A 22,305-nucleotide genomic window follows, 5' to 3' on the forward strand; every position below is an offset into this window, starting at 1 on the left:
GTCAGGGTCGTGGTGGTATGGCAGCCGGTGTTCACGCTCTCTACCCTTACGTAAACGACTTCACCGTCCGTACCCACATAGGCATCTGCGGATGGGGCCACCTCTGGTGTACCGGCATCGGCATCGGCCTGGCTGGCATGGTAGCTCACCACGTAGTTCGGGTTGTTGCCCGTGATGGGACCGTCCATTTGGGTCAGGTCCATCTCCACAACACCGTCGGGGGTGTTGTCGTCACAGACGATCAGTTCTGCCGGATCCTGTGCCAGGGTCGGAAGCGGGTGTACGGTTACTGTATTGGTCGTCGTGTCCGGACAGGTACCGTTGGTGGTATAGACCACCTCATAGGTCGCTCCCGGGGTCCCACCGGTGATGGTTCCCGTAGCTGCATCAATCACGGCATCCGTTGGTTGTGGGTCTGTAAAGGCATAGGTCCCTCCCGGGGTTACGGCTTCAGCTGTAGCGCCATCACAGGTTGGGGTCAGCGTAAAGCTTGGGTCGTCGGTCACTATTACCGTGACATCCAAGGTCGTTGGCTCACTGCATACGTTCTCAAAGGCGTAGGTAACGGTATAGGTCTCTCCAGAGGCTGCTCCGGTGATCTCCCCGGTAACAGGATTGATATCCGCAGCTCCCGATCCTGTCATGGTAAAGGTTCCGTCCACATCGCCCAATATGGTAGCGGTTGCTCCGCTACAGTTGGGGGCCATCTCAAAGGTGGTATCCTCGGAGAAAGGTACGGTTACCGTCAGGGTCAAAAAGTCCGGACAGGTACCGCTGGTGGTATAGGTCACGTCATAGACCGCCTCGGATGGACCGCCGGTGATCTCACCGGTATCCGGGTTGATCGTACCGCCAACGCCATTGACGTCCACCATGGTAAAGGTCCCGCCAGGGGTACCTGTTACTGCTGCTGTGGCACCGTCACAGGTCGGGGTCAGGGTAAAGCTCGGGTCGTCTATGTCGATCACATTGAAGGTCACTTCAGAGGAAGCGCTACATTCGTTGTCAAGGGCGTATATGATGGTGATCTCCTCGGATGGGGAGGCTCCGGTCACTTCTCCGGTAGTTGGGTCAATCACCGCAACAGGTGGCTGGGGATCCCCAAAACTGAAGGTCCCGCCAGGTTCGCCCGTAAGGGTTACAACACCTCCGTCACAGGTTGGGTCTACCGTAAAGCTCGTGTCGGCAAATGGCTCGATGATCAAAAAGAATACTGGGTCGGGGCTAATGCTAATACATTCTGAATTGGGATCGGTGGGCTCGATACGCACCCATATTGGTTGCGGGGATGATGTAACTGTATATGGGCTTGTTAAGTTTCCAGTTTCAGCATCTGCATTCTCAAAACTCGTATAATAGGTAACAAGAAAATCGGAGGGATTTTGGGCTCCAAGTATATTAGAGGTTTGTGATTCCAAATCAAAATCGGCAATGCCGTCATTGCTTTCGTCGTCACACTGAATTATGTCTTCAACGGGGTTAATGATGGGAGCAGTGTAGATGGTGACCGTTAAAGGTACCAAATCACTCATACAACCATTGCTATTTTCTTGAGATACATAATAGGTTGTTTCTCCGACAATATTGGTGTCTATGGTTGGTGTGTCTGCAAGCGGTAACGAACCATCAGCATCTTCAAACCATAGTATCGTATGGTCTTCAAGAGGGGTGATTTCTAACGAGTCAGGTGTGCTTCCTTGGCAATAAAATACATCGTCAGCAATAGGTTCCTCAACATCATCCTGACTGAATATGATGGAGATGGTGGATGTACAATAAATTGATGACCATTCATAAACATATTCTCCCGGAGTAGTAAATCCTGATATTGTAATGTCGTTTCCATTAACATCACTAATATTAGTGCTTGAAGGATTGTTAGGATCTTCAATCCAGGTACCACCTCCAATACTTTCTAATGAAATTTCATCGACACAGAATACTTCTAGGGGGCCTTCTGTTAAAATACCTACATTAGCAGTAAAAGTGATGGCATCTAGAAAGTTACCTACACTTGCTCCACCAACACTGCTAACCGATTGAAAAATAAATCTAGTGGTAGGTTGGCCCGCAGGAACGGTATAGGTCCCTGTATTATAACTCCATGACGAATTGCCTGTGGAAACAGGTGGTCCAACATTGACGTATGGACCTCCGGGAGGACCAGCCATCAATTGACAAGTATCTGTTCCCATTCTTCCTCTGTGAGCAAAACCATAGTTGAAAATTGTTCCAGCAGGCGTATCATAGTCTTGATAAAGTCCGGAAACCACATTTGCATTTAATTCTACAAACTGACTACCAGAATAGGCAGGGACATTTTGATAATTTGGGTCATTCCACATTTCGATTTGACCGTCTGAAGCGGTAGTGTTCCATCCTGGGACATAAGTTTGATTTAAAAAGGTTGGATAAACACCAGTAATAGATGGTTGTTCAAAATCATCATTTTCGGTGGTAACCATACAGTCCTCTGGATCTATCAAAAATGAAGAGTTATCAATCTTCAACCAATAAATTTCTGGAATTGCAGGATCTATAGGTAATTTGACAAGATGATCCGTACTTCTATAAATCACCTTTCCTTTTAAATTGTAGATTTCAAAATATAGAGCATCTCCCTCAAAATCCTTACTATTTAACTCAAATAGTTTTTTGGTATCGGAAGAAGATATTTTAACAAATTGGGAGTTGTTAAAGCCTTTTTTGAAGCGTTGAATTTTTTGAATAAAGACGTTTGTTGGGTTCTCCTTGGCAATAGCAAAAAATGGCAATGAGAAAAGGGTCCAAATAAGGAATGAACAAGCTATTTTTTTAGTCATTAGGGATTATTTTGGGCGTCTAAAATAACTAAAAAAAATAACACTAAATTAATATGTATTTTGCATTGAAAATTTTTGATAAATTGTTAATTAATTATAGATTTATTTATGATTTAATATTTCTGTTAATACACTACTGCAATTTTACTAGCTTCTTCCAAAAAAGGTTTAAATTTACCTTCTTGATATTAAAATAATTAATGCAATTACAACCAACATGAAAAAAAGATTACTTTTTATTTTATTGATAATAACGAAGCTTTCAATAGTAGCTCAGGAATATGAAATTCTGACTGTTACTTCTGGTTACAATGCCGATGTAATAGCCAATGGGAATGGTAGTGCATTCGATTTAACATCTGTAGGTGTTGATGATGCTAATTATGCCTTTATGTCTACCGATTTTGTTAATCCATCAGGTGTTTCAGCCCCTGCTACAGCTTTACCTGGTGACGGACTTATTTCTAGTGGAAGTATTTCTGGTTTGACTTATCAAATGGGGGATTATTCTTCCAATAATTCATTGAGATTATCTGCTTTAGATCAAACTGAAACGATGATTTTTTCAAATCAAGTTTCGGCAACCGATCTATATGTTTTGGTTACGTCAGGGAGTGGTGCATCCACCATATTTTTACAAGTTAATTTTGCTGATGGAACCAATACGTCGTCCATACACACGGCGCCAGACTGGTATAATAGTAATACCTTGCCGATTGCGTTGCAAGGGGTAGGTAGGGTGAATAGGAATAACAACAACATTGAAACACCTTTCAATAATCCTAGAATTTATAGAATTGATGTTGAAATCGCACCTGAAGATCAAACTAAATTGATTGAAAGTGTGCAGTTTTCTAAAATATCAACAACTGGAGTTTTTAATGCCTTTGCTATATCAGCAAATTTGTTGAGTACATGTCCTTCCCCAGAATCAGTCACGTTTTCTTCTATTTCTCTGGAAGGGGCTGTTGCCTCATGGGATGTTCCAGTTGTTGAGCCCACTTCTTATGACTATTATTTTAGTGATTCTAACACAGCGCCTACAGATACGACAGAACCAACCGGAAATACGACGGATACTTCGGCAGATTTGGATGGGTTTACTCCAGTTACTACTTATTACTTTTGGATACGAAGTAATTGTGGAGAAGGGGATGAAGGCCCTTGGATTGGACCTTTTTCATTTCTTAGTCCAATCGGGAATGATGAATGCTCTGGAGCTTTGGATATTCCGGTAAATCCAGATGAAGATTGCGTTTCAGTAGTTTCTGCTGATTTTTCAGGTGCTACGGAGTCGGCTCAAGCAAGTGATTGTGCGACGGCTAATAGTGGGGATATTTGGTATCAATTTACAGCTGTGGAAAATACCCATATTATTGATTTGGTAAATTTTGATTATCAATCAGACCAATATGTTTCCACGGTTATTTTAACCCTTTATGAAGGAACGGAATGTGATGCATTGAATCAAATGTATTGCAGTACAAATAATAGTATTACTGCCTATGGATTGACTCCAGGAACCAATTATTTCTTGAAAGTGTTATACATATTTACTGCGGGAGATATTGATTTAGGTTTTGATATTTGTGTCAAAACTCCAGAACCTAATGAGGATGGTTCTAGTGTAGATTGTTTGATAAACACTGTAAATAGTGACTTTTCTTATCCAGTCGTGAATGGTATTTTTCCTCCACTTATCGATCAGGATGCCGTTTTGGGGTGGAGTACCACGGCTGCTGATGGTTTTATAGAAATATGGCCAGTACCAAACTTTCAAAATGTGCCTTCTTATTCTGGTGATCAATTTATTGAATTGAATGCCAATTTGGAAGGTGGCGTTTACCAAGATTTTGATACACCCGTCACTACCACATTCAATTATGGTTTTGCACATAGAGGGCGAAGTGGAGTAGATACTTGTGAATTGTTAGCAGGTCCTCCCGGTGGTCCTTATGTAAGTGTAGAGCAAGTAAGTACGGGAAATTCTACATGGAGTTATAATACAGGTAGTTATGTTGTTCCAAATGGGCAGCCAGTGACCCGATTTATATTTCAGGCGGTTTCAACGGCTACAGGAGATAATAGTGTTGGTAACTTTTTGGATGCTATCAGTTTTACAGCCAATAATGGAATTTTAACTGATAATCCCCTAAATATGGCATGTGATCAAGACGAAATTACCGTATCTGCTGCTGGAATTGGATCATGGACCATTTTGGAAGGAAATCCATCGGAAACTGTGATAGCAGATCCTTCTTCTAATGAAACTGTCATTTCAGGGTTTTCAGCGCCTGGAACTTATTATTTTGAATGGGAAACCCTTTATTGTTCAGATATATTGGAAGTTGTTTTCACAGCACCCGTTTTAGAGTTTTCATTTGAATTTGATACAATTTGTTTTGATCAGGATTTCGTATCTCCAATTTTATCGGATGGTTTTGAGGCTGGAGGAGCATTTTCTTCTGCAGAAGGTTTGTCTATCGACCCTATCACAGGTGTTATTGACGTTCAAAATAGTATCCCTGGATCCTATGATATAACTTACACCATTGACCCTAGTCAAGCAGGTGATTGTGATAATACCTATAGTACGTCCATTTCCATAGTAAATCCGGTTGCAGAATTCTCTTATGATCAAGATCCAATTTGTGGTGATGTTGGTTTGGTAGCTCCAATTTTTGCAGAAGGTTTTAGTGAAGGTGGTATATTTTCAGCAGATATAGCTGGATTGGATCTTAATGCGGCTACGGGAGAAATTAATTCTGACAACAGTGCAATTGGAGACTATGTTGTGACTTATACTTTGGACGAATCAGTCCTTGGTTGCGGTGCTTCTTATAGTGTATCGGTTTCCATAGTAGCTCCAGTTGTTGAATTTAGTTATGAGTTTGCTGGTATTTGCTTTGACGAAACAACGGTAAGCCCTATTTTGGGAGATGGCTTTACTACCGGAGGAACTTTTACGGGTCAAACAGGTTTGACCTTGGATGCATCCACAGGAATAATTGATGTGGCTAATAGTAGTCCTGGAATGTATATGGTAACATATAATTTACCTGCCGATGTTCTAGGCTGCGAGGATTCTTATGAAGTAGAATTTTCTATTTATGAAGGAGTCGCCTTAGAAATTTCAGGAGCTTGTGACGGACTTTCTTATTATTTAAGCGTGGAGAGTTTAAATGATTTGGATGTAAATGATATGACTATTACGTGGACAGGTCCAAATTCATTTTCTGATAGTGGAGATATTATTGAGATTGTAGATTCTGGTGTATATGAAGTAACTGCAGTTTCAGTAAATGGTTGCGAATATACAGGTTCTTTTACTGTTGAAAGTACGTTCTGTACCATACCAGAAGTTATTACACCTAATAGTGATGGTTTTAATGATTCGTTTGATCTTACTGGATTGAATGTAAGTGATATTAAAATTTTCAATAGATATGGAACTGAAGTATTTTCTGAAGCCAATTATACCAACCAGTGGCATGGACAAGAAAAGGGTAGCTCTAAAACGTTGCCAGTAGGAACCTATTTCTATGTTTTAAAGTTCGCAGACCAAAGAGAATCTCTGACAGGCTGGGTATACATGACTTACTAATAGTCAAACGATACTGAATATTTTAGAAAGACCATTTTATAATGGTCTTTTTTTGTTTCTAATGGTTTGGTTTAGAGAAGTATTGAAATATTAACGGAAAAGTAAATAAGTTAAAATAAGGTAGGTAGGATTCTATATCTATACGCTTTGGAACGCTGGTTCTATGGTTAAAAAGGATTGTTGCTTATTGTTTTAATCCTTAGCATTGGTTTATAGGAGTAATTGCCATAGATATTTTTTTATAGAGATAGGGCCTAAGTTTAGATTTAAATTAAATGGTTGAATCGAGTGTTGAAAAAAAATCCCTGACACGTCGATGCCAGGGATTTTCAAATTTAAAAAGTAAAGGGCTATTAAAAGGGTAATTTTTCTTATTGCTTGATAATTCTAAATGTTTTAGAACCCTCTGTAGAATTAACTGTTACAAAATAAACACCTTGAGAAAGGTTGCTTACATAGATCGTGTTTTCATTGAAATCAACGGCAACTTTTTGTCCAAGAACGGTAAAGACATCAACTGATTGTACATTCATACCTTTTACAAACAATTGATCCTTAACAGGGTTTGGATACATAGTCACATTTACCAAAGTTTGTTCGTTCACAGATAATCCTGCTTCTTCAGAGAACTTAATACTTGCAGCAAACACGTTAATTACGCCTCCTGTTTCTTTCTGAAAATCAATTGAGGTTATAGTCTTTGTATAATTGCCTTCCTCTAGAGGAATAGCCATTTCGTAAATTCTTGGATTGTTACTTGGGGTCTCAACGTTATCACTTGTAGTATTTACACGTCCAATTCCAGCAATCACATAGTTACCTCCATTGTACCAATCTGATACTGCAGTAGTCGGGATGGCTTGTGTAGACCCATCATTAAAGTGGATAGTTCCTGACATGCTACCTGAACCACCTCCAGAAACGACACTTAAATAAAGGGTTTCAGCAGGGTAAGCATTTGTAACCGTTAAAGTACCACCTTCACTAGCAGTTGGCATTCTTAAAGAATTGTTGTCTGCATATGATTGAAGTTCAAAACTTAAACCAGATGTATTCGGGCTATTCAAAACACCATTTAGAGGCAAACCAACGGAAACTAAGTTAGATCCTGTGGGGTCAAAATCTTTTGAGAAATAGGCGAAATTACCACCGTCTATATCATTGGTTGTAGAAGAAGCTGATGCACCAACACCGTTAGCAATAACATCATCTGTATACCCTGAAGTTTCAAGAGTGGTATAGCTTCCAAATGTAAATGGTCCAGACCAAGGGCTATAACCACCACCAGTACATATCGTTCTGACGTAATACTCTTTAATTTCGCCATAGGTCAAGGATTCTTCATAAGAAGCCTCAGAAACAACCATTCCAGATGATGGTTCTCCAGATTCTGTTGCTTGAACAGCAATTTCATATCCATCCTCAGAAGGACCAGACCAGTTCAAAGTAGCTGAAGTAGGAGTAACGATTGCATCCAAATCTGAAGGGGCATCACAATAAGGTGATCCAAAAGTCATGACATCATCAACATATAAAAACCATTCATTGGTTGAAATCGCTTTAATAGCAAAATAGATGGTTTCCCCTACATAGGCAGATAAATCATAGGTGTATTCGGTATAACTTGTTCCAGGGCCAACATTGGTTGCTAATACCTCTGTAAAGTCAGCCTCTGAATTCCCAGTAGTTGAAACAAGGACATCAAATTCATCTACATATGAGGAACTGTAATTTCGAGCCCAAAAACTAATCATATCAGAAACATGGTCGGTTACTGTAAATGCAGGCGTAATTAAATAATCATTATGAGTTGCTGATTGATATTGAATTCTCATAGATTTAGTGCCACTATGTGCATAGAAAGAATAATCATATAAAGTCCAGGTATTGCTACCGCCACCATTGATAATGCTCCAACAAGTAGGGATTCCATCACCTTCAAAATCTTCGTCAATACCGGGAAGCGCATCACATAAGGTTGTAAAGTTAGTCGTTGTCCAAGAGCTATAACCATCAACGCCACAATTAGCTCTTACATATACGGTGTAAGTAGTTGCAGGATCTAAACTTGAAAAATCAAAGGAATTGGTATCTGTTGGTTCTCCAGAAGTTGGTGCTGGGTCCCCATTTAAAACATAGGCTACTTCCCAAGCAGAAGCTGAACCCATATCCCAGGACGCAGAACCTTCTGTTGTTGAAGTTGCAGCAGCACTTAAGTTGGTAGGTGCTGGACATGCAATAGTGGTTGTAAAGCTTAATGGTCCCACCCAGTAGCTATATCCTGTTGTTTGGCAAACAGTTCTAATATAAGCATCGTAAGCTGTTTCTGGTGTTAGGTCTGTAAAAGTATAAGTTGATTGATCTGTAGTGTCATCACCAGTAACTGGCTCACCAGCACCATCTAAAACAACGGCCACTTCAAACGTATCATTCACATCGTATGGCGTCCAAGAAATTTCGGCATCGTAGGCACCAACAGTTCCTAAAGCTAAATCTGTAGGAACTGGGCAATCTGCGGCCAATTTCCCTGAAACAGCAAAAATGTTTAAGGTAATATTTGCAGAAGTACCCCCTGCGGTTACATTGGTAACTGTTATTCCTGTAACCGTTTTAGATTGATTAGCAGGATTGACGTCAACAGAAAGTTCATAAATTCTAGGATTACTAGTATTAGCCTGTAGAACATTATCAGGAATACTAACTCTTCCTATACCACTGATGATATAATTACTACCTCCATACCAATCAGAAACACTTAAACCAGAAAAGGCTTGAGTAGTTCCATCCTGAAAATCGATAGTACCACTGAAGGTAGAAGGTCCACTCCCTGAAGTTGCTGCAAAGTAGATGGTTTCGTAACTTCCCGTTTCGGCGAAAGTAATTGAAGAATCTACATCTCCAGAAGCAGGAATTCTTAGAGAGTTATCTGCATCATAACTGGCTAGTTGAAAAGATAAATCGGTTGTATTTGGACTAGAAATTAGACCTCCTACAGGAAGCCCGTAAGAAGCACTTTGATAGCCTGTTTCCAAAAAACAATATCCGGTATTGTCGATGTCATTGGTAGTTACTTCAGCTGCAGCTCCCACGCCATTGGCTACAACATCGGCATTAAGACCTGAAATTGTGAATGTGACAAAATCAGCAGGATCCATGATGGGATTCATTTCAGATTTGTTGGGAGAAGGGTTTTTGGAGGCAAATGTTGCCAAACCAAAAACAGTTGTTAAAAAAGCAGCAGAAGCAAATCTCTTAGCCACCCTAAAGTAGTTTTTTCTCATAAAATTTTAGTTTAAAAAATAGAGTTAAAATTAACGTGACTAATATATTTTTTGTTGAAGAGGAGCACTATAAGATGTGTTTCAAATAGTATCATTTTTGTTTCATTTTCTTTGAAACACCTGATAATGTGCATTTTTTTAACAATAAGACAATAAGAAAAGATAATTAAATGATCATAATATAATTATCTGATTATTGCCAATGGATATATGGAAAAGGCTTTATTTTTTATCAAAATGTTTTCAGGACGATCGATCACAAATGAGTAGTGGCTGATTTTTTCCTCTCATTATTTATTAAAAGGCAGGCTTTGGTAGTTGTATTTTAGGGAAGTAAATTCTTATAGTTTAAGAGGTCATTTTTTATTTTTAGGAACTTGCGATCTATTGTTTTAAACCTTCGTTCTCTAAATACTCTGTAGGCGTCAAACCATAGGTTTCTTTAAAACACTTTGAGAAGTATGAAGGACTTCCAAAGCCAGTCTTGTAAGACACTTCGGCGATATTGTAATTTTCTTTTAGGAGCGAAGAAGCTCTTTTTAATTTATAGACTTGTATAATCTTGCCTGTTGTCATATTCGTTAAAGCTTTAATTTTTCTATGAAGACTGGTTCTGCTCATATTCAAACTTGAAGCTAAATCGTTCACACCAAATTGTTCATTGCTTAAGTTGTTTTCAAGTATCTGTTCTACTTGTAATAAGAAAGGATCACTCTTTTCCTTGTTGTTTTTTTCTTCGCTATAATTAGGTAAGAGTTTGAGTTCTTCAAAAATAGTCTCTCGTTGACTCTTTTGTAATTCAAGCCTATTTTTAATTCTAAGCAGCAATTCCGAAATATTAAATGGTTTTGAAACATAATCATCAGCCCCAAGGGTTAGTCCCTCTAATCTGCTTTTTAAATCGGTTTTGGCGGTTAATAGAATAACGGGAATATGGTTTGTTACCATATTTTCTTTTATTTGTTTACATAGCTCGAGACCATCCATTTTGGACATCATTACATCGCTTATTATGATATCTGGAATGATTTCATTGGCTAATTTTAGTCCTTTTATAGCGTTGTCAGACTTAATAACGTTATAGTGGGGCTTTAAACTAATGGATAGGAAATCCAGCATTTCTTCATTATCCTCTACTAATAGAATGGTAGGAGATTCATCATCCTTAATAAATGTAGCACTATCTAGAGGTTGATTTTTTTCTTTCGAAACGTTAGCCAAGGACTCAACCTTCTTATAAGGTAAATAAATTTTGAAAATGGTACCCGAGTCATCTCCAATTTTACTTTCTACATTTATTTCGCCATCTTGCATTTGAACAAGCTCGTTCACTAAGGATAGACCTATACCGCTGCCAGTAACAATATTTGGATTGTTTTTGGAATTTTCTGATTGATAAAACCTTTCAAAGATATGTGGTAAGTCTTTTTTAGAAATTCCAATACCATCATCTTCAATCTTTATGATTACGCCGTCTTCTTTTTCTGATAGGTTCACAAGTATTTTGCCTCCTCTTTTACCATATTTAATGGAATTGGAGATTAGATTGTTTATAATTCTTTCGAGCATGTATGGAGAGAAAATATAATTTGCTGTCAGTGGAGATATTAAATCAATTGTTATGATTTTTTCTTTGGCTTCTTCCTTAAAGGCTTCTATACATTTTTTTATGGATAATACCATATCGCCGGGAAAATAGTTGGCTTCCAAAACACCAGCCTCTATTTTTGAAATGTCCAATAACTGATCTGAAAGGTTCAATAGATTATTGGCGTTTTTTTTAATGATGGACAGTAAACGTTTTCTATTTTTTTTCTTTTTGGTCTTTTTCAGCTGCTCCACAGGAGCTATAATAAGAGACAGAGGTGTCCGTAATTCATGGGTTAGGTTTGTGAAAAATCTTGTCTTAAGATTGTTAATCTCCCTAAAGTGATCAGCTTCTTTTCTTTTAAGTTCTATTTCTTTATTAATCAATTTTTGCTTTATGGATCTTTTGATGAAAAGGAATATTATGCCAGAAAATGCCATGATATATAAAAAAATAGCCCAGTTGGTCTCCCACCAAGCAGGAGAAATATTTATATCTAATGTTTCAATATCAGTACTCCATACCCCTGAAGTATTTGTGGCATTCAATTCCAAAGTATAATCACCAAAGGGTATTTTTGTATAAACAGCTTCATTTTTTCCTTTTAAAACTACCCATTCGTCATCATACCCTTTTAAGCGATATCTATATTTAATATCATCTGACTGAGAGAATTCTAAAGCCGAAAACTCAATGGTTAAATTATTTTTAAAATAGGGCAAGTCTAAAGTGTTTAAATCGCTATATATTAAAAAGTTATCGCCTTCTTTTAAATATGATTCATTGTTTATTTTAATTTGAGTTATAACAACCGAGGGGTTGAATTTGTCATCACCTATACTTAAAGGATTAAAAATGGCGCCTCCATTTATTCCTCCAAAAGCAAAGTCTCCATTTGGCATAATGAACTGGTGATACCTATTATATTCCAGAGCTGTTAATCCGTGAGACGAAGAAAAAGTCCTATGGTTTAAAGTTTGGCTATTGAATCTACAGAGACCTTTATTGGTTCCCAGCCATAAAAATCCTTTATTGTCTTCTAGTAGGGTGTAAATAGTGTTATCTGGTAGTCCATCTTCTATAGTGAACAATTTATTTTCAAAGGTATTTTTGTTGAATTTCAGTAATCCATAATAACTGGCTATCCATAAAATGTTTTTCTCTTTGCTGTCCGAAATAATGCTTATTAAGTTGTTGGTAGGTAAGCTATTTGCGATATTTTCAGCTTTAAACTGGGATATTTTATTTGTTTTGGTGTCTATACGAATCAGCCCACTGAATTCAGTTGTAATCCAAATATTATTATCATCGAATAAGATAGAACTAGGGCTTAGTTTATTTTTAAAACTATTTTGAAGTAAATGTGAATAGGGTTCTAACAGCCATTGCTGCTCTTTATCATTATAGCTAAATAGATTGCAACTTTCATCAATAACCAATGGATTACCATTTCCATTAATAGTTATTCCCTTAATCGGCACAAAATCATCAATGATGGGAACTGGCAAAGCCTTGAGTTTGTATAGCTTGTTCTCACCTGGCTTGTAGTAAGCAACAGTTCTATGTAAAGCCACCCAGATTTTATCGTTGTTCTTTACAGATCTTAGATAGTAACTAGGGAGTAAAAGTAATTTATTACTGGTGTTGAAATTGAAATAATCCTCTAGAGAAATATTAAATTCATTTTTAAAAAGAGTCATTGCAAAATCGTCTTCATAACTAAAGTCTTTAAAATTCAAGCTAAAATCAACTTGATATACACCATCTGTATTGGCCGCAAGCCAAATCAGACCAGATTGGTCCACTAGAAAATCATAAAATAAAGGTTCCTTTTTAGTATTGTCTTCGTCAAAGGGTAACTGACCTAAGAGTGTTATGCCTGAGACATCTTCGTATGTATAAATATTTCTATTGATAATTAAATAGTCTTTCCCATTTGAATTTGTTTGAATTTGCTTAAATCCTTTAGTGTCATCTTTGGGTAAAGGCAACCTTCTAAATGAATTAGTCATAGGATCGAAAAAGTATAGATACTCTTCCTCTATCCACATGAATTCCCCATTATCTCTCTCAAATAAGTTTGTACCGGGCTCATTTTCTATAGAATTTGACGCATAAGGGTTGACTATGAGCTCAAATTTATTCAGGGACGTATTAAATTTATTTATCCCCTTAAGGCCAAGAACCCAAATGTTGTTACTACGGTCAATAAAAATGTTGCTTATTTTGTCTTCGTCGGGAGTATATGTTTTTTTGTCAAATGCCTTTTCAGTAGCATTTAAGTTTAGACTATAAACATTATTCCCATAATAGTACCATAGTTTACTTTTCTTATCTATATAGCCATTCCCTGTTTGATAGTAATTTTCAACACCTGGTATATGGGTTATCTTACCCGTGTTTAAGTCCAGTAAATCTAATTCGTCCGTTTCATACTGGATCCATATGGTGTTGCCTTCCCCTTTTTGAAGTTTGGATATGATATTTGAAGCCAGTGAATTAACTTCTCCAGGAACGTGTTGTAAGATTTCAAGTTTATGGCCTTCATAACGTGCCAATCCATTTCTGGTACTTATCCAGATAAAACCATTATTGTCTTCCAATAAATCTGAAACAAAGGACTGAGGAAGGCCTTCATTTACAGAGATGTGTTTGATGTTTTGGGCATTGCAAAGTAGAGAAGTTATAAAAAATGAAATTAAAAACTGGAAGACCCTCATGCGCTAATCTGTGATAAATAATTTTAGGTTTTAATTAATTATAATCATAAAATTTCCTATTTCGGAAGGCAACTATAAAATTGTTGTTAGAATTGTATTAAAATTCAAATAAAGCATTTAAAATTACACTTATTCAATTTTTAGGCATTTTTATTATAAAATTAAAAGCCAATAGCAGTGTCATCACCTCTCGAGTCGGCGCCTCCTTCATAGGAGCCATTTTCCAATTTTAGAATACCGTCTACTTTTCCAATAATCGGTGTTTTTACTTGGTTTGTTTTATAACCCTTTGCTTCCAGTTCATCAATAAGTTTTGGACTAAACTCATTGGGTTCCATAACAATTTCGTCTGGTAGCCATTGGTGATGAAATCGTGGTGCATTGACAGCTTGCTGTAAAGACATTTCAAATTCGTACACATTTAAAATGGTTTGAAATACAGAGGTGATAATGGTAGAGCCACCTGGGGTCCCTAGGGTCAAATAAAGATCCTTGTTCTTTTCAACAATCGTTGGAGTCATGGAGCTTAGCATCCGTTTTTCGGGTTCAATTTTATTGGCCTCGGCTCCAATCAAACCAAACATGTTAGGTTGTCCTGGCTTGCTACTAAAGTCATCCATTTCATTGTTTAGGAAAAAACCAAGTTCATCAACATAAACTTTAGATCCGTAGGCGCCATTTAAAGTGGTTGTAACTGCAATAGCATTTCCAAAGGGATCAACAATAGAGTAGTGGGTGGTTTCGTTACTTTCATTTGGTAGGATATCACCATGAGAGATAGCTGAGGATGAAGTCGCTTGGTCAAATGAAAAGGAAGCCATTCTCTCGCCTAAGTAGGAGCTAGCAATTAAGGAGTCTGTAGGGATATTTACAAAATCTGGATCACCTAAATAATAACTTCTATCTGCAAAACTTCGTCTTTCTGCTTCTGTCATAACTTGTATAGTTTCTAATGAATTATGACCATATTGCTTTAATGGAAACGATTCTACCATTTTCATCATTTGGGCTAAACATATTCCACCACTTGCCGGAGGCGCCATAGAAATTATTTTTAAATCCTTGTAGTCAAAGGTTATAGTATTTCTCCATTTAGCTTCATACTTGGATAAATCTTCCTTGGTTAAAATCCCTCCCTTTTTTTGAATGTAATCAATCAAAATTTCAGCTGTTTGACCATGATAGAATTCTTCCTTTCCATTGTGAGCGATTCGTTCCAAGGTTTGGGCTAAGGCTAGATTTTTTAAAGTATCGCCTTGGACCAAGTTTTTAGATATTAAAGTGTTTTTACCGTTTACCAAGTGAATAAGGCTATCATATTTTTTAAATTGTCCTTCTTGATGTTTTGTGATTACCACCCCTTTTCTAGCAAGTTCAATAACTGGTTTGATTAGGTCTTTAATTGGCATACTGCCAAATCTTTCATGGGCTTCAAAAAGTCCAGCCATACTTCCAGGAACGCCCACGGCATAAATTCCTAAGGTACTTTTATTAGGTATGATTTCTCCGTTTTCATCTAGATACATAGTTTCACTGGCATTCATGGGAGCTTTTTCTCGAAAATCCAAACTTCCTACTTCGCCATTGCTTAGTCTATAAACAAGGAAACCACCGCCTCCCAAATTACCTGCATAGGGGTAGGCCACTGCTAAAGCAAGATGGGTAGCAAACATTGCGTCAAAGGCATTACCGCCTTTTTTCATGATGTCTGATCCTATTTTAGAGGCTTCTTTTCTAGCTGAAACCACCATAGCCTTTTTTGTAATCAAACCTCTTTCAACAATATTTCTTGGTTTATTGCATGAAATAAGGTTTACGAGAAAAATGGCAAGGATTGTGTTAAGATATCTTACTCTCAATTTCAGGAAGTTTAGTTTTGGAAAAGTTGATAAGTTCAGCAAAGAAGTGAGTGAATTCGCTTTCAAAATCAAAGTAGAATTGGCGCAATTCATTGGTTGCTTGATGCATGCCAGATTTGTAATTTGTTCTGCGATTCATGCCATTTAAAACGTTTTGGATGCCTTCAATTTGCGCATAATTAAGGAGCCAATCTTCGGCTTTCATAAAGGGAAGCATTCTTTGGGTATTTGCAGGGAGCCAATCAAAGTTTTCTTCCATAATTTGATAAAAATTCGCTGTAAATTGCTTTAAAGGAACTGCGCTGTAATCTGACCAATTTTTTGCTAGAAAGTGATCATATAAAATATCTACAATTACTCCACTGTAATGACTGTACTTGGAATGTAATCGTTTGGAACTTTGTCTTACTATTGGGTGAGCATCAGTAAATGTGTCAATTTCTCTGTGGAGCAGGATACCTATTTGAACTTCCTTGGGGTAGTCTAAATATTGTTTTCCTTTAATACTATCGGCAATAAAATTTCCAATGGTGACCATTTCATTGTTTCCCGATAAATAGATGTGGGCCAAAAAATTCATGTTTCCAATTTACAAATTTTATCTCCCGGGCTTTTATCTCCTTCAGGGAATTAATTCACAAAGAGTTGTTTAAAAAATTAATCAATCAGTTGTCTGTAATCGGTTTTTAGAAAATTTAGAAGGCTTATATTTGCTAATATTCTTAATAAAAAACAATGACTCTTATAAAATCAATTTCAGGAATTCGTGGGACTATTGGAGGTGAAGTGGGAACTAATTTAACGCCTATTGACACAGTAACTTTTGCCGCTGCTTACGGAACATGGCTTAAGCAATACCGACAAAAGGAGAATTATAAGGTAGTAGTAGGGAGAGATGCCAGAATATCAGGAGAAATGATTCAGAGTTTGGTGATGAATACCTTGGTAGGTATGGGAATTCACGTTGTTGATTTGGGATTATCTACAACACCCACCGTTGAAGTTGCTGTTCCTATGGAGCATGCTGATGGAGGCATTATATTAACGGCCAGCCATAACCCAAAACAATGGAATGCTCTAAAACTTTTGAATGAAAAGGGGGAGTTTTTAAGTGGAGCAGATGGCGAGCAAATTTTAAAAATTGCAGAAAGTCAGGCTATGTCGTTTTCAGAAGTGGATGCGCTTGGGAAAATCACCAAAAATGATGCTTATATCGATTTACATATTGATGAGGTATTAAACCTCAAGTTGGTTAATAAATCTGCCATAGAAAAGGCTAAATTCAAAGTGGTTGTTGACGGTGTGAATTCCACGGGAGGGATTGCCATTCCAAGATTATTGGAACGATTGGGTGTAGATGTTGTGGAATTATATTGTGAGCCCAATGGTCATTTTCCTCACAATCCCGAACCATTAAAAGAGCATTTAACCGATTTGTCTCAAGCAGTGGTAAAAGAACATGCTGATTTGGGAATCGTGGTAGATCCAGATGTTGATAGATTAGCATTTATGGATGAGAATGGTAATATGTTTGGCGAGGAGTATACCTTAGTGGCTTGTGCCGATTACGTTTTAGACAAGCATCCTGGTAACACGGTAAGTAATATGAGTTCAACTAGAGCTCTTAGAGATGTAACAGAGAAGCATGGTGGAACTTATGAAGCCAGTGCCGTAGGAGAAGTAAATGTGGTGACTCTTATGAAGAAGAATCAAGTCGTTATTGGAGGTGAAGGAAATGGAGGAATTATTTACCCTGAGCTTCATTACGGTAGAGATGCCTTGGTAGGGGTTGCTTTGTTTTTAAGTCTTTTGGCAGAACGTAAAATGGCGGTGAGTGACTTAAGAAAAACATATCCTAGCTATTTTATGAGCAAGAAGAAAATTGAATTGACTCCTGATTTAGACGTGGATGGTATTTTAAAAACCATTGAAGCGAATTACTCTGAAGAAAACCTAACAACTATCGATGGTGTTAAAATTGATTTTCCTGAAAATTGGGTGCACCTAAGAAAAAGTAACACTGAACCGATTATCCGTATATACACCGAAGCTAAATCACAGAATGAAGCCGATGAATTAGCCGATAGATTTATTTCGGAATTAAAGCAAATAGCTGATTCCTAGTTATTTTTTTAAAGCAGGAGCCTCATGACGGTGTTTCCATCGCTTGTGAGTCCATAGGTAATATTCAGGAGCTTGTCTAATTTGAGATTCTAGAATTCGATTAAACTGTTCGGTTATTTCGAAGTCTTTTACAGTTTTTGGGTCTTTTGATAAAATAATAAATTCCGACTCGTAATAACCCCTTTTAACTTTATCTATTTTTAAATAGGTGATGGGGTAATTGTATTTTTTGGCTGTTAATTCAGCTCCTATAAAACAGGGGATAGTAACTCCCATAAATTCTCCCCAATAGTTATTTGGTTTTAATTTAGGAGATTGGTCACTTATAAAAGCAATCAGTCTTGTTTCCCCATTATCATGAAGCTCTTCAATTCTACATAAAGCTCTTTTGCTGTCAACGAGCACCGAGTTATATTTTGAGCGAATACGTCTCACCAATCTATCGAAGTATTTATTGGCAATTCTTTTATAAATGCCTAGTGCCTTATTGGTAGCGTAAGATTGTAAAATAATGGACCATTCATAACTTGCATAGTGCCCATACATCACAACAATACTTTTTTCGGTGGCTTCAAGTTCTTTTAAAGTTTCAAGGTTTTTAAGGACAAATCGTTTAGAAAGTTCCTTTTTGGAAACGGTAAGTGTTTTAATCATTTCCAAAAACATATCACACATGTGGTGGTAGAATTTCTTTGTAATCGATTTAATTTCCTGATCAGATTTTTCTGGGAAAACTAATTTAATGTTATCCCTGACAATATTTTTGCGATAGCCAATGACATAGTATAACAATAAATAAACACCATCGGATATGGCATATAGAATCCTAAAAGGCATTATAGAGATTATCCAAAGTATTGGATAAATTAAAATGTAAGCAATAAATTGCATGAATAAATATTAGATTTGCATTGGCAAATATAACCTTTATTTTTATTGATAATTTAATGTATTTATGGGTAATTTAAGTATCGTGACCATTATTATAATCGCAGCCAATGTGCTAATATCCTATAAAGGGTTAGGTGATTTTGGTTTCTTTGAAAAATATAAATTTAATGTGGGAGCTATCAGAAGGGGGGAGCAAATTAGAATGTTTAGTTCTGGTTTTTTACATGTGGATGTAGCCCATTTGGTCTTTAATATGTTTACGCTTTACTTTTTTGCAAATGTGGTGTTGGCTTATTTAGGTAATATTAATTTTATAATTGTCTATGTAGGAAGTTTGTTATTGGGTAATTTGTTGTCTTTATACTTTCATAAAAATGAATATTATTACAGTGCAGTAGGGGCCAGTGGAGCCGTTATGGGAGTCATTTATTCTGCAATTTTGCTTCGTCCAGATTTAACTATTTACTTGTTTTTAGTAGTTCCGATTCCTGCTTATATTTTCGGGATTGCATATCTGCTTTATACCATATATGGTATGAAAAGTAGAGTAGGTAATATAGGACATGATGCACATTTTGGTGGAGCAATTGGTGGTTATGTCATAACATTGATGCTAGCTTCGTGGCTCTTTGAAACCCATTTAACCATGATTATATTATTATTGATTCCAATAGTGCTATTGTTTGTTTTGAAGAAAATGAATAAAATCTAAATATGAAAAAAGCCCTCCAAACTTGGAGGGCTTTTTTATTCTGTGTCTTGCTTTAAACTACTGAAGTAATTCGGCTACTTTTTTATCAAGCTCTTCACCTCTTAAATTTTTAGCAACGATTTTACCTTCACTGTCCAATACAAAAGTTGCAGGGATAGCTTGGATATTATATTGTTTAGCAATAGGATCATTAAAATAAGACAGGTTGGAAACTTGGTGCCAAGTAAGTCCATCCTTTTCAATGGCGTCTAACCATTCTTGTTTGGCGTCTTTTTGTCTAGGCGTACCATCCAGTGAAACACCAATGATTTCAAGACCTTGTTCATGGTATTTGTTATAGATCTCCACTACATGCGGATTTTCTTTTCTACATGGTCCACACCATGCTGCCCAGAAGTCAATGATAGTTACTTTTCCCATCACATCTTTCAAAGCTAAGGTATCACCACCAGGAGTTGGTGCACTAAAATCAGGAGCCATACTACCTTCGGCAGTAACCATAGCAGCTTCTATTTTTTCACCTACTTCTTTTCCAACACGACTTTCTTTAACTTCTTCAGTAAAACTGTCAAAGATGGATTTTGCTTCATTGGTTTTTACGACACCTGAAGAAGATAAATTATCTAAGAAAGCCATACTAGTTACTAAATCAGTATTTTCTTTTACAAGCTTTATGTTCTTTTCATTCATGATGGCAATCACACTATCATAAGTGGCTTTCACTTGATCCATCGTGATGGTATCTTGCTTTTGTTGGGCGATGGCATATTTTTGCCCTAATTCAGCATTCACTTTTCTTGCAGGCTCGCTGTTTAATCTAAACTCACCTAATAAGTCATTTTCTTTACTACCGGTAACCTTAGATTTAGGAAGGCTATCTTTGTAGAATTCAATATCCATTTCTGTGTTTTCAACCACTAAAGGCAATCCCATATTTAATCCATCTATGGTCACCAAATAAAAATCTGGAGACTCCACTTTTCCTTGCATCAGAATCTTTCCATCTTGAACAGTAGTAGAATCAACTGTTATTTTTTGCATTCTTTCATTCTTAACCAAAAGCACTTTTTTACCATTGGCTGATGCATCTATCGTACCCTTAATACTGTAGCCATCCTGTTTTTCATTCTTACAGGATAAAAACATGGTAGTAATTGCCATAATGGCAAATAAATTTCTAGACATAATCTATTTTTTTATTAAAGTTTGGCACAAATATAACGGTTCTTCTAAATAATGTTTGTTAATATCTGCCTAATAATGAAGATGCTTATTAAAAGCCATTTAGTACTTTTGCTGTATGGTACAAGATGACAATATCATTGCGCTCGCTACAGCATCTGGTGTAGGTGCTATTGCAGTTTTAAGAATTTCAGGTAAGCAGGCTATAGAAATGGCTTCGGGTGTTTTTAAATCCATTCATGGTAAACAGTTGACAGATCAAAAAACACACACGGTGCATCTAGGCCACATTATGGATTCTGAAAGGGTCATCGATGAGGTTTTGGTTACCGTTTTTAAAAATCCCCACTCTTACACTGGTGAGAATGTGGTTGAGATAAGTTGTCACGGTTCTAGTTTTATTCAGCAGGAAATTTTGCAACTTTTTTTGCGTCGCGGATGCCGAATGGCGCAACCTGGTGAGTTTACCCTTAGAGCCTTTTTAAATGGAAAACTGGATTTAAGCCAAGCCGAGGCGGTAGCCGACTTGATAGCGAGTGATAATGAAGCTTCCCATAAATTGGCCATGTCGCAAATGCGAGGTGGGTTTTCAAATGAAATCGCCAAACTAAGAGAAGAGCTTTTGAATTTTGCATCGCTTATTGAATTGGAATTGGATTTTGCAGAAGAGGATGTGGAGTTTGCAGATCGTACGCAATTTAAAGATTTGGTGGAACGCATTCTTTTTGTTTTAAAGCGATTGATAGACTCCTTTGCAGTTGGTAATGTGATTAAAAATGGGATTCCTGTGGCTATAGTGGGAGAGCCCAATGTTGGGAAATCAACGTTGTTGAATGCGCTCTTAAATGAGGAACGAGCCATTGTTAGTGATATAGCTGGGACGACTAGAGACACTATTGAGGATGAAATCTCCATAGGAGGTATCGGCTTTCGATTTATTGATACGGCTGGGATTAGGGAAACGGAAGATGTGGTGGAGAGCATCGGTATCAAAAAAACCTTTGAAAAAATTGAACAAGCGCAAGTCGTCATATTTCTAGCGGATGGCCTTCAATTAAAAAATGTCAATTACTTGAAAGGATTTCAGGTTGAAATCGAAAAGATAAAAAATAAGTATCCACAGAAGCCTATTATCATCATAGCTAATAAGTTGGATATGCTTTCTGAAGCAGAAATAGAATCTATAACTTCCGAAATAGAGCAAGTGCACTTACTTTCTGCTAAGACCGGATTTGGCGTAGAGGCCTTAACCGAAAAATTACTCAACCTAATTAACACTGGTGCTTTGAGGAATAACGAAACGATTGTCACCAATACCCGTCACTATGATGCCTTGTTAAAGGCTATGGAAGAGATGCAAAAGGTAAAATATGGCTTGGATTCTGGACTGTCGGGAGATTTAATGGCTATAGATATTCGGGAGGCTTTGTATCACTTTGGAGAGATTACAGGGCAGGTCACCAATGACGAACTATTGGGGAATATCTTTGCCAACTTCTGTATCGGAAAGTAATTTATTTAT

At 37.2% G+C, this 22,305-nt stretch carries 11 protein-coding genes; 4 read left to right on the forward strand and 7 right to left on the reverse strand.

Translation table 11 applies throughout. From position 1 onward, the window contains the following. Positions 1–2,822, reverse strand: a 2,822-nt coding sequence (locus tag LOK78_RS15935) for an FIDD domain-containing protein (protein WP_440590244.1), incomplete at its 3' end; no start/stop codon positions are given. 217 nt (positions 2,823–3,039) lie between these two features. Here LOK78_RS15935 and LOK78_RS15940 point away from each other — a divergent pair. Then, on the forward strand, positions 3,040–6,426 hold the full coding sequence (locus LOK78_RS15940) for a T9SS type B sorting domain-containing protein (protein ID WP_232635602.1): 3,387 nt from the start codon (positions 3,040–3,042) through the stop codon (positions 6,424–6,426). 371 nt (positions 6,427–6,797) lie between these two features. On the opposite strand, the gene LOK78_RS15945 is transcribed toward LOK78_RS15940, so the two are convergent. From LOK78_RS15945 to LOK78_RS15960, 4 genes are all read right to left on the reverse strand, one after another. Beyond that, a complete protein-coding gene (locus tag LOK78_RS15945) occupies positions 6,798–9,707 on the reverse strand; it encodes a T9SS-dependent choice-of-anchor J family protein (RefSeq protein WP_232635603.1) in 2,910 nt (969 codons plus the stop codon). 384 nt (positions 9,708–10,091) lie between these two features. Further along, the gene (locus LOK78_RS15950) at positions 10,092–14,015 is read right to left on the reverse strand and encodes a hybrid sensor histidine kinase/response regulator transcription factor (RefSeq protein WP_232635604.1); all 3,924 of its coding nucleotides are present in this window, start codon (positions 14,013–14,015) and stop codon (positions 10,092–10,094) included. 161 nt (positions 14,016–14,176) lie between these two features. Further along, on the reverse strand, positions 14,177–15,874 hold the full coding sequence (gene ggt / locus LOK78_RS15955; protein WP_237692856.1) for a gamma-glutamyltransferase: 1,698 nt from the start codon (positions 15,872–15,874) through the stop codon (positions 14,177–14,179). Beyond that, positions 15,855–16,454 carry an acyl carrier protein phosphodiesterase gene (locus tag LOK78_RS15960; protein WP_232635605.1) on the reverse strand — a complete coding sequence of 200 codons (600 nt, stop codon included), beginning with the start codon at positions 16,452–16,454 and terminating at the stop codon, positions 15,855–15,857. The genes ggt and LOK78_RS15960 overlap by 20 nt, the downstream gene beginning before the upstream one ends. A 155-nt stretch (positions 16,455–16,609) precedes the next feature. Between LOK78_RS15960 and glmM the strand changes: the two genes are divergently transcribed. After that, a complete protein-coding gene (glmM, locus tag LOK78_RS15965; RefSeq protein ID WP_232635606.1) occupies positions 16,610–17,998 on the forward strand; it encodes a phosphoglucosamine mutase in 1,389 nt (462 codons plus the stop codon). Here the strand turns inward: glmM and LOK78_RS15970 are convergent, their stop codons facing one another. Next, positions 17,999–18,889, reverse strand: coding sequence for a lysophospholipid acyltransferase family protein (locus tag LOK78_RS15970; protein ID WP_232635607.1), 891 nt, complete (start codon positions 18,887–18,889; stop codon positions 17,999–18,001). Between the two features lie 64 nt (positions 18,890–18,953). Here LOK78_RS15970 and LOK78_RS15975 point away from each other — a divergent pair, with 64 nt between their 5' ends. Then, on the forward strand, positions 18,954–19,601 hold the full coding sequence (locus LOK78_RS15975; RefSeq protein WP_232635608.1) for a rhomboid family intramembrane serine protease: 648 nt from the start codon (positions 18,954–18,956) through the stop codon (positions 19,599–19,601). Positions 19,602–19,658: 57 nt separating this feature from the next. On the opposite strand, the gene LOK78_RS15980 is transcribed toward LOK78_RS15975, so the two are convergent. Beyond that, positions 19,659–20,786: a TlpA disulfide reductase family protein gene (locus LOK78_RS15980; protein WP_232635609.1), complete on the reverse strand. Its 1,128-nt coding sequence runs from the start codon at positions 20,784–20,786 to the stop codon at positions 19,659–19,661. A gap of 115 nt (positions 20,787–20,901) precedes the next feature. On the opposite strand from LOK78_RS15980, the gene mnmE reads away from it, so the two are divergent. Beyond that, the gene (mnmE, locus tag LOK78_RS15985) at positions 20,902–22,296 is read left to right on the forward strand and encodes a tRNA uridine-5-carboxymethylaminomethyl(34) synthesis GTPase MnmE (protein ID WP_232635610.1); all 1,395 of its coding nucleotides are present in this window, start codon (positions 20,902–20,904) and stop codon (positions 22,294–22,296) included. Positions 22,297–22,305: the final 9 nt, after the last annotated feature.

It is taken from the genome of Mangrovimonas futianensis (assembly GCF_021245805.1).
GTDB lineage: Bacteria > Bacteroidota > Bacteroidia > Flavobacteriales > Flavobacteriaceae > Mangrovimonas > Mangrovimonas futianensis.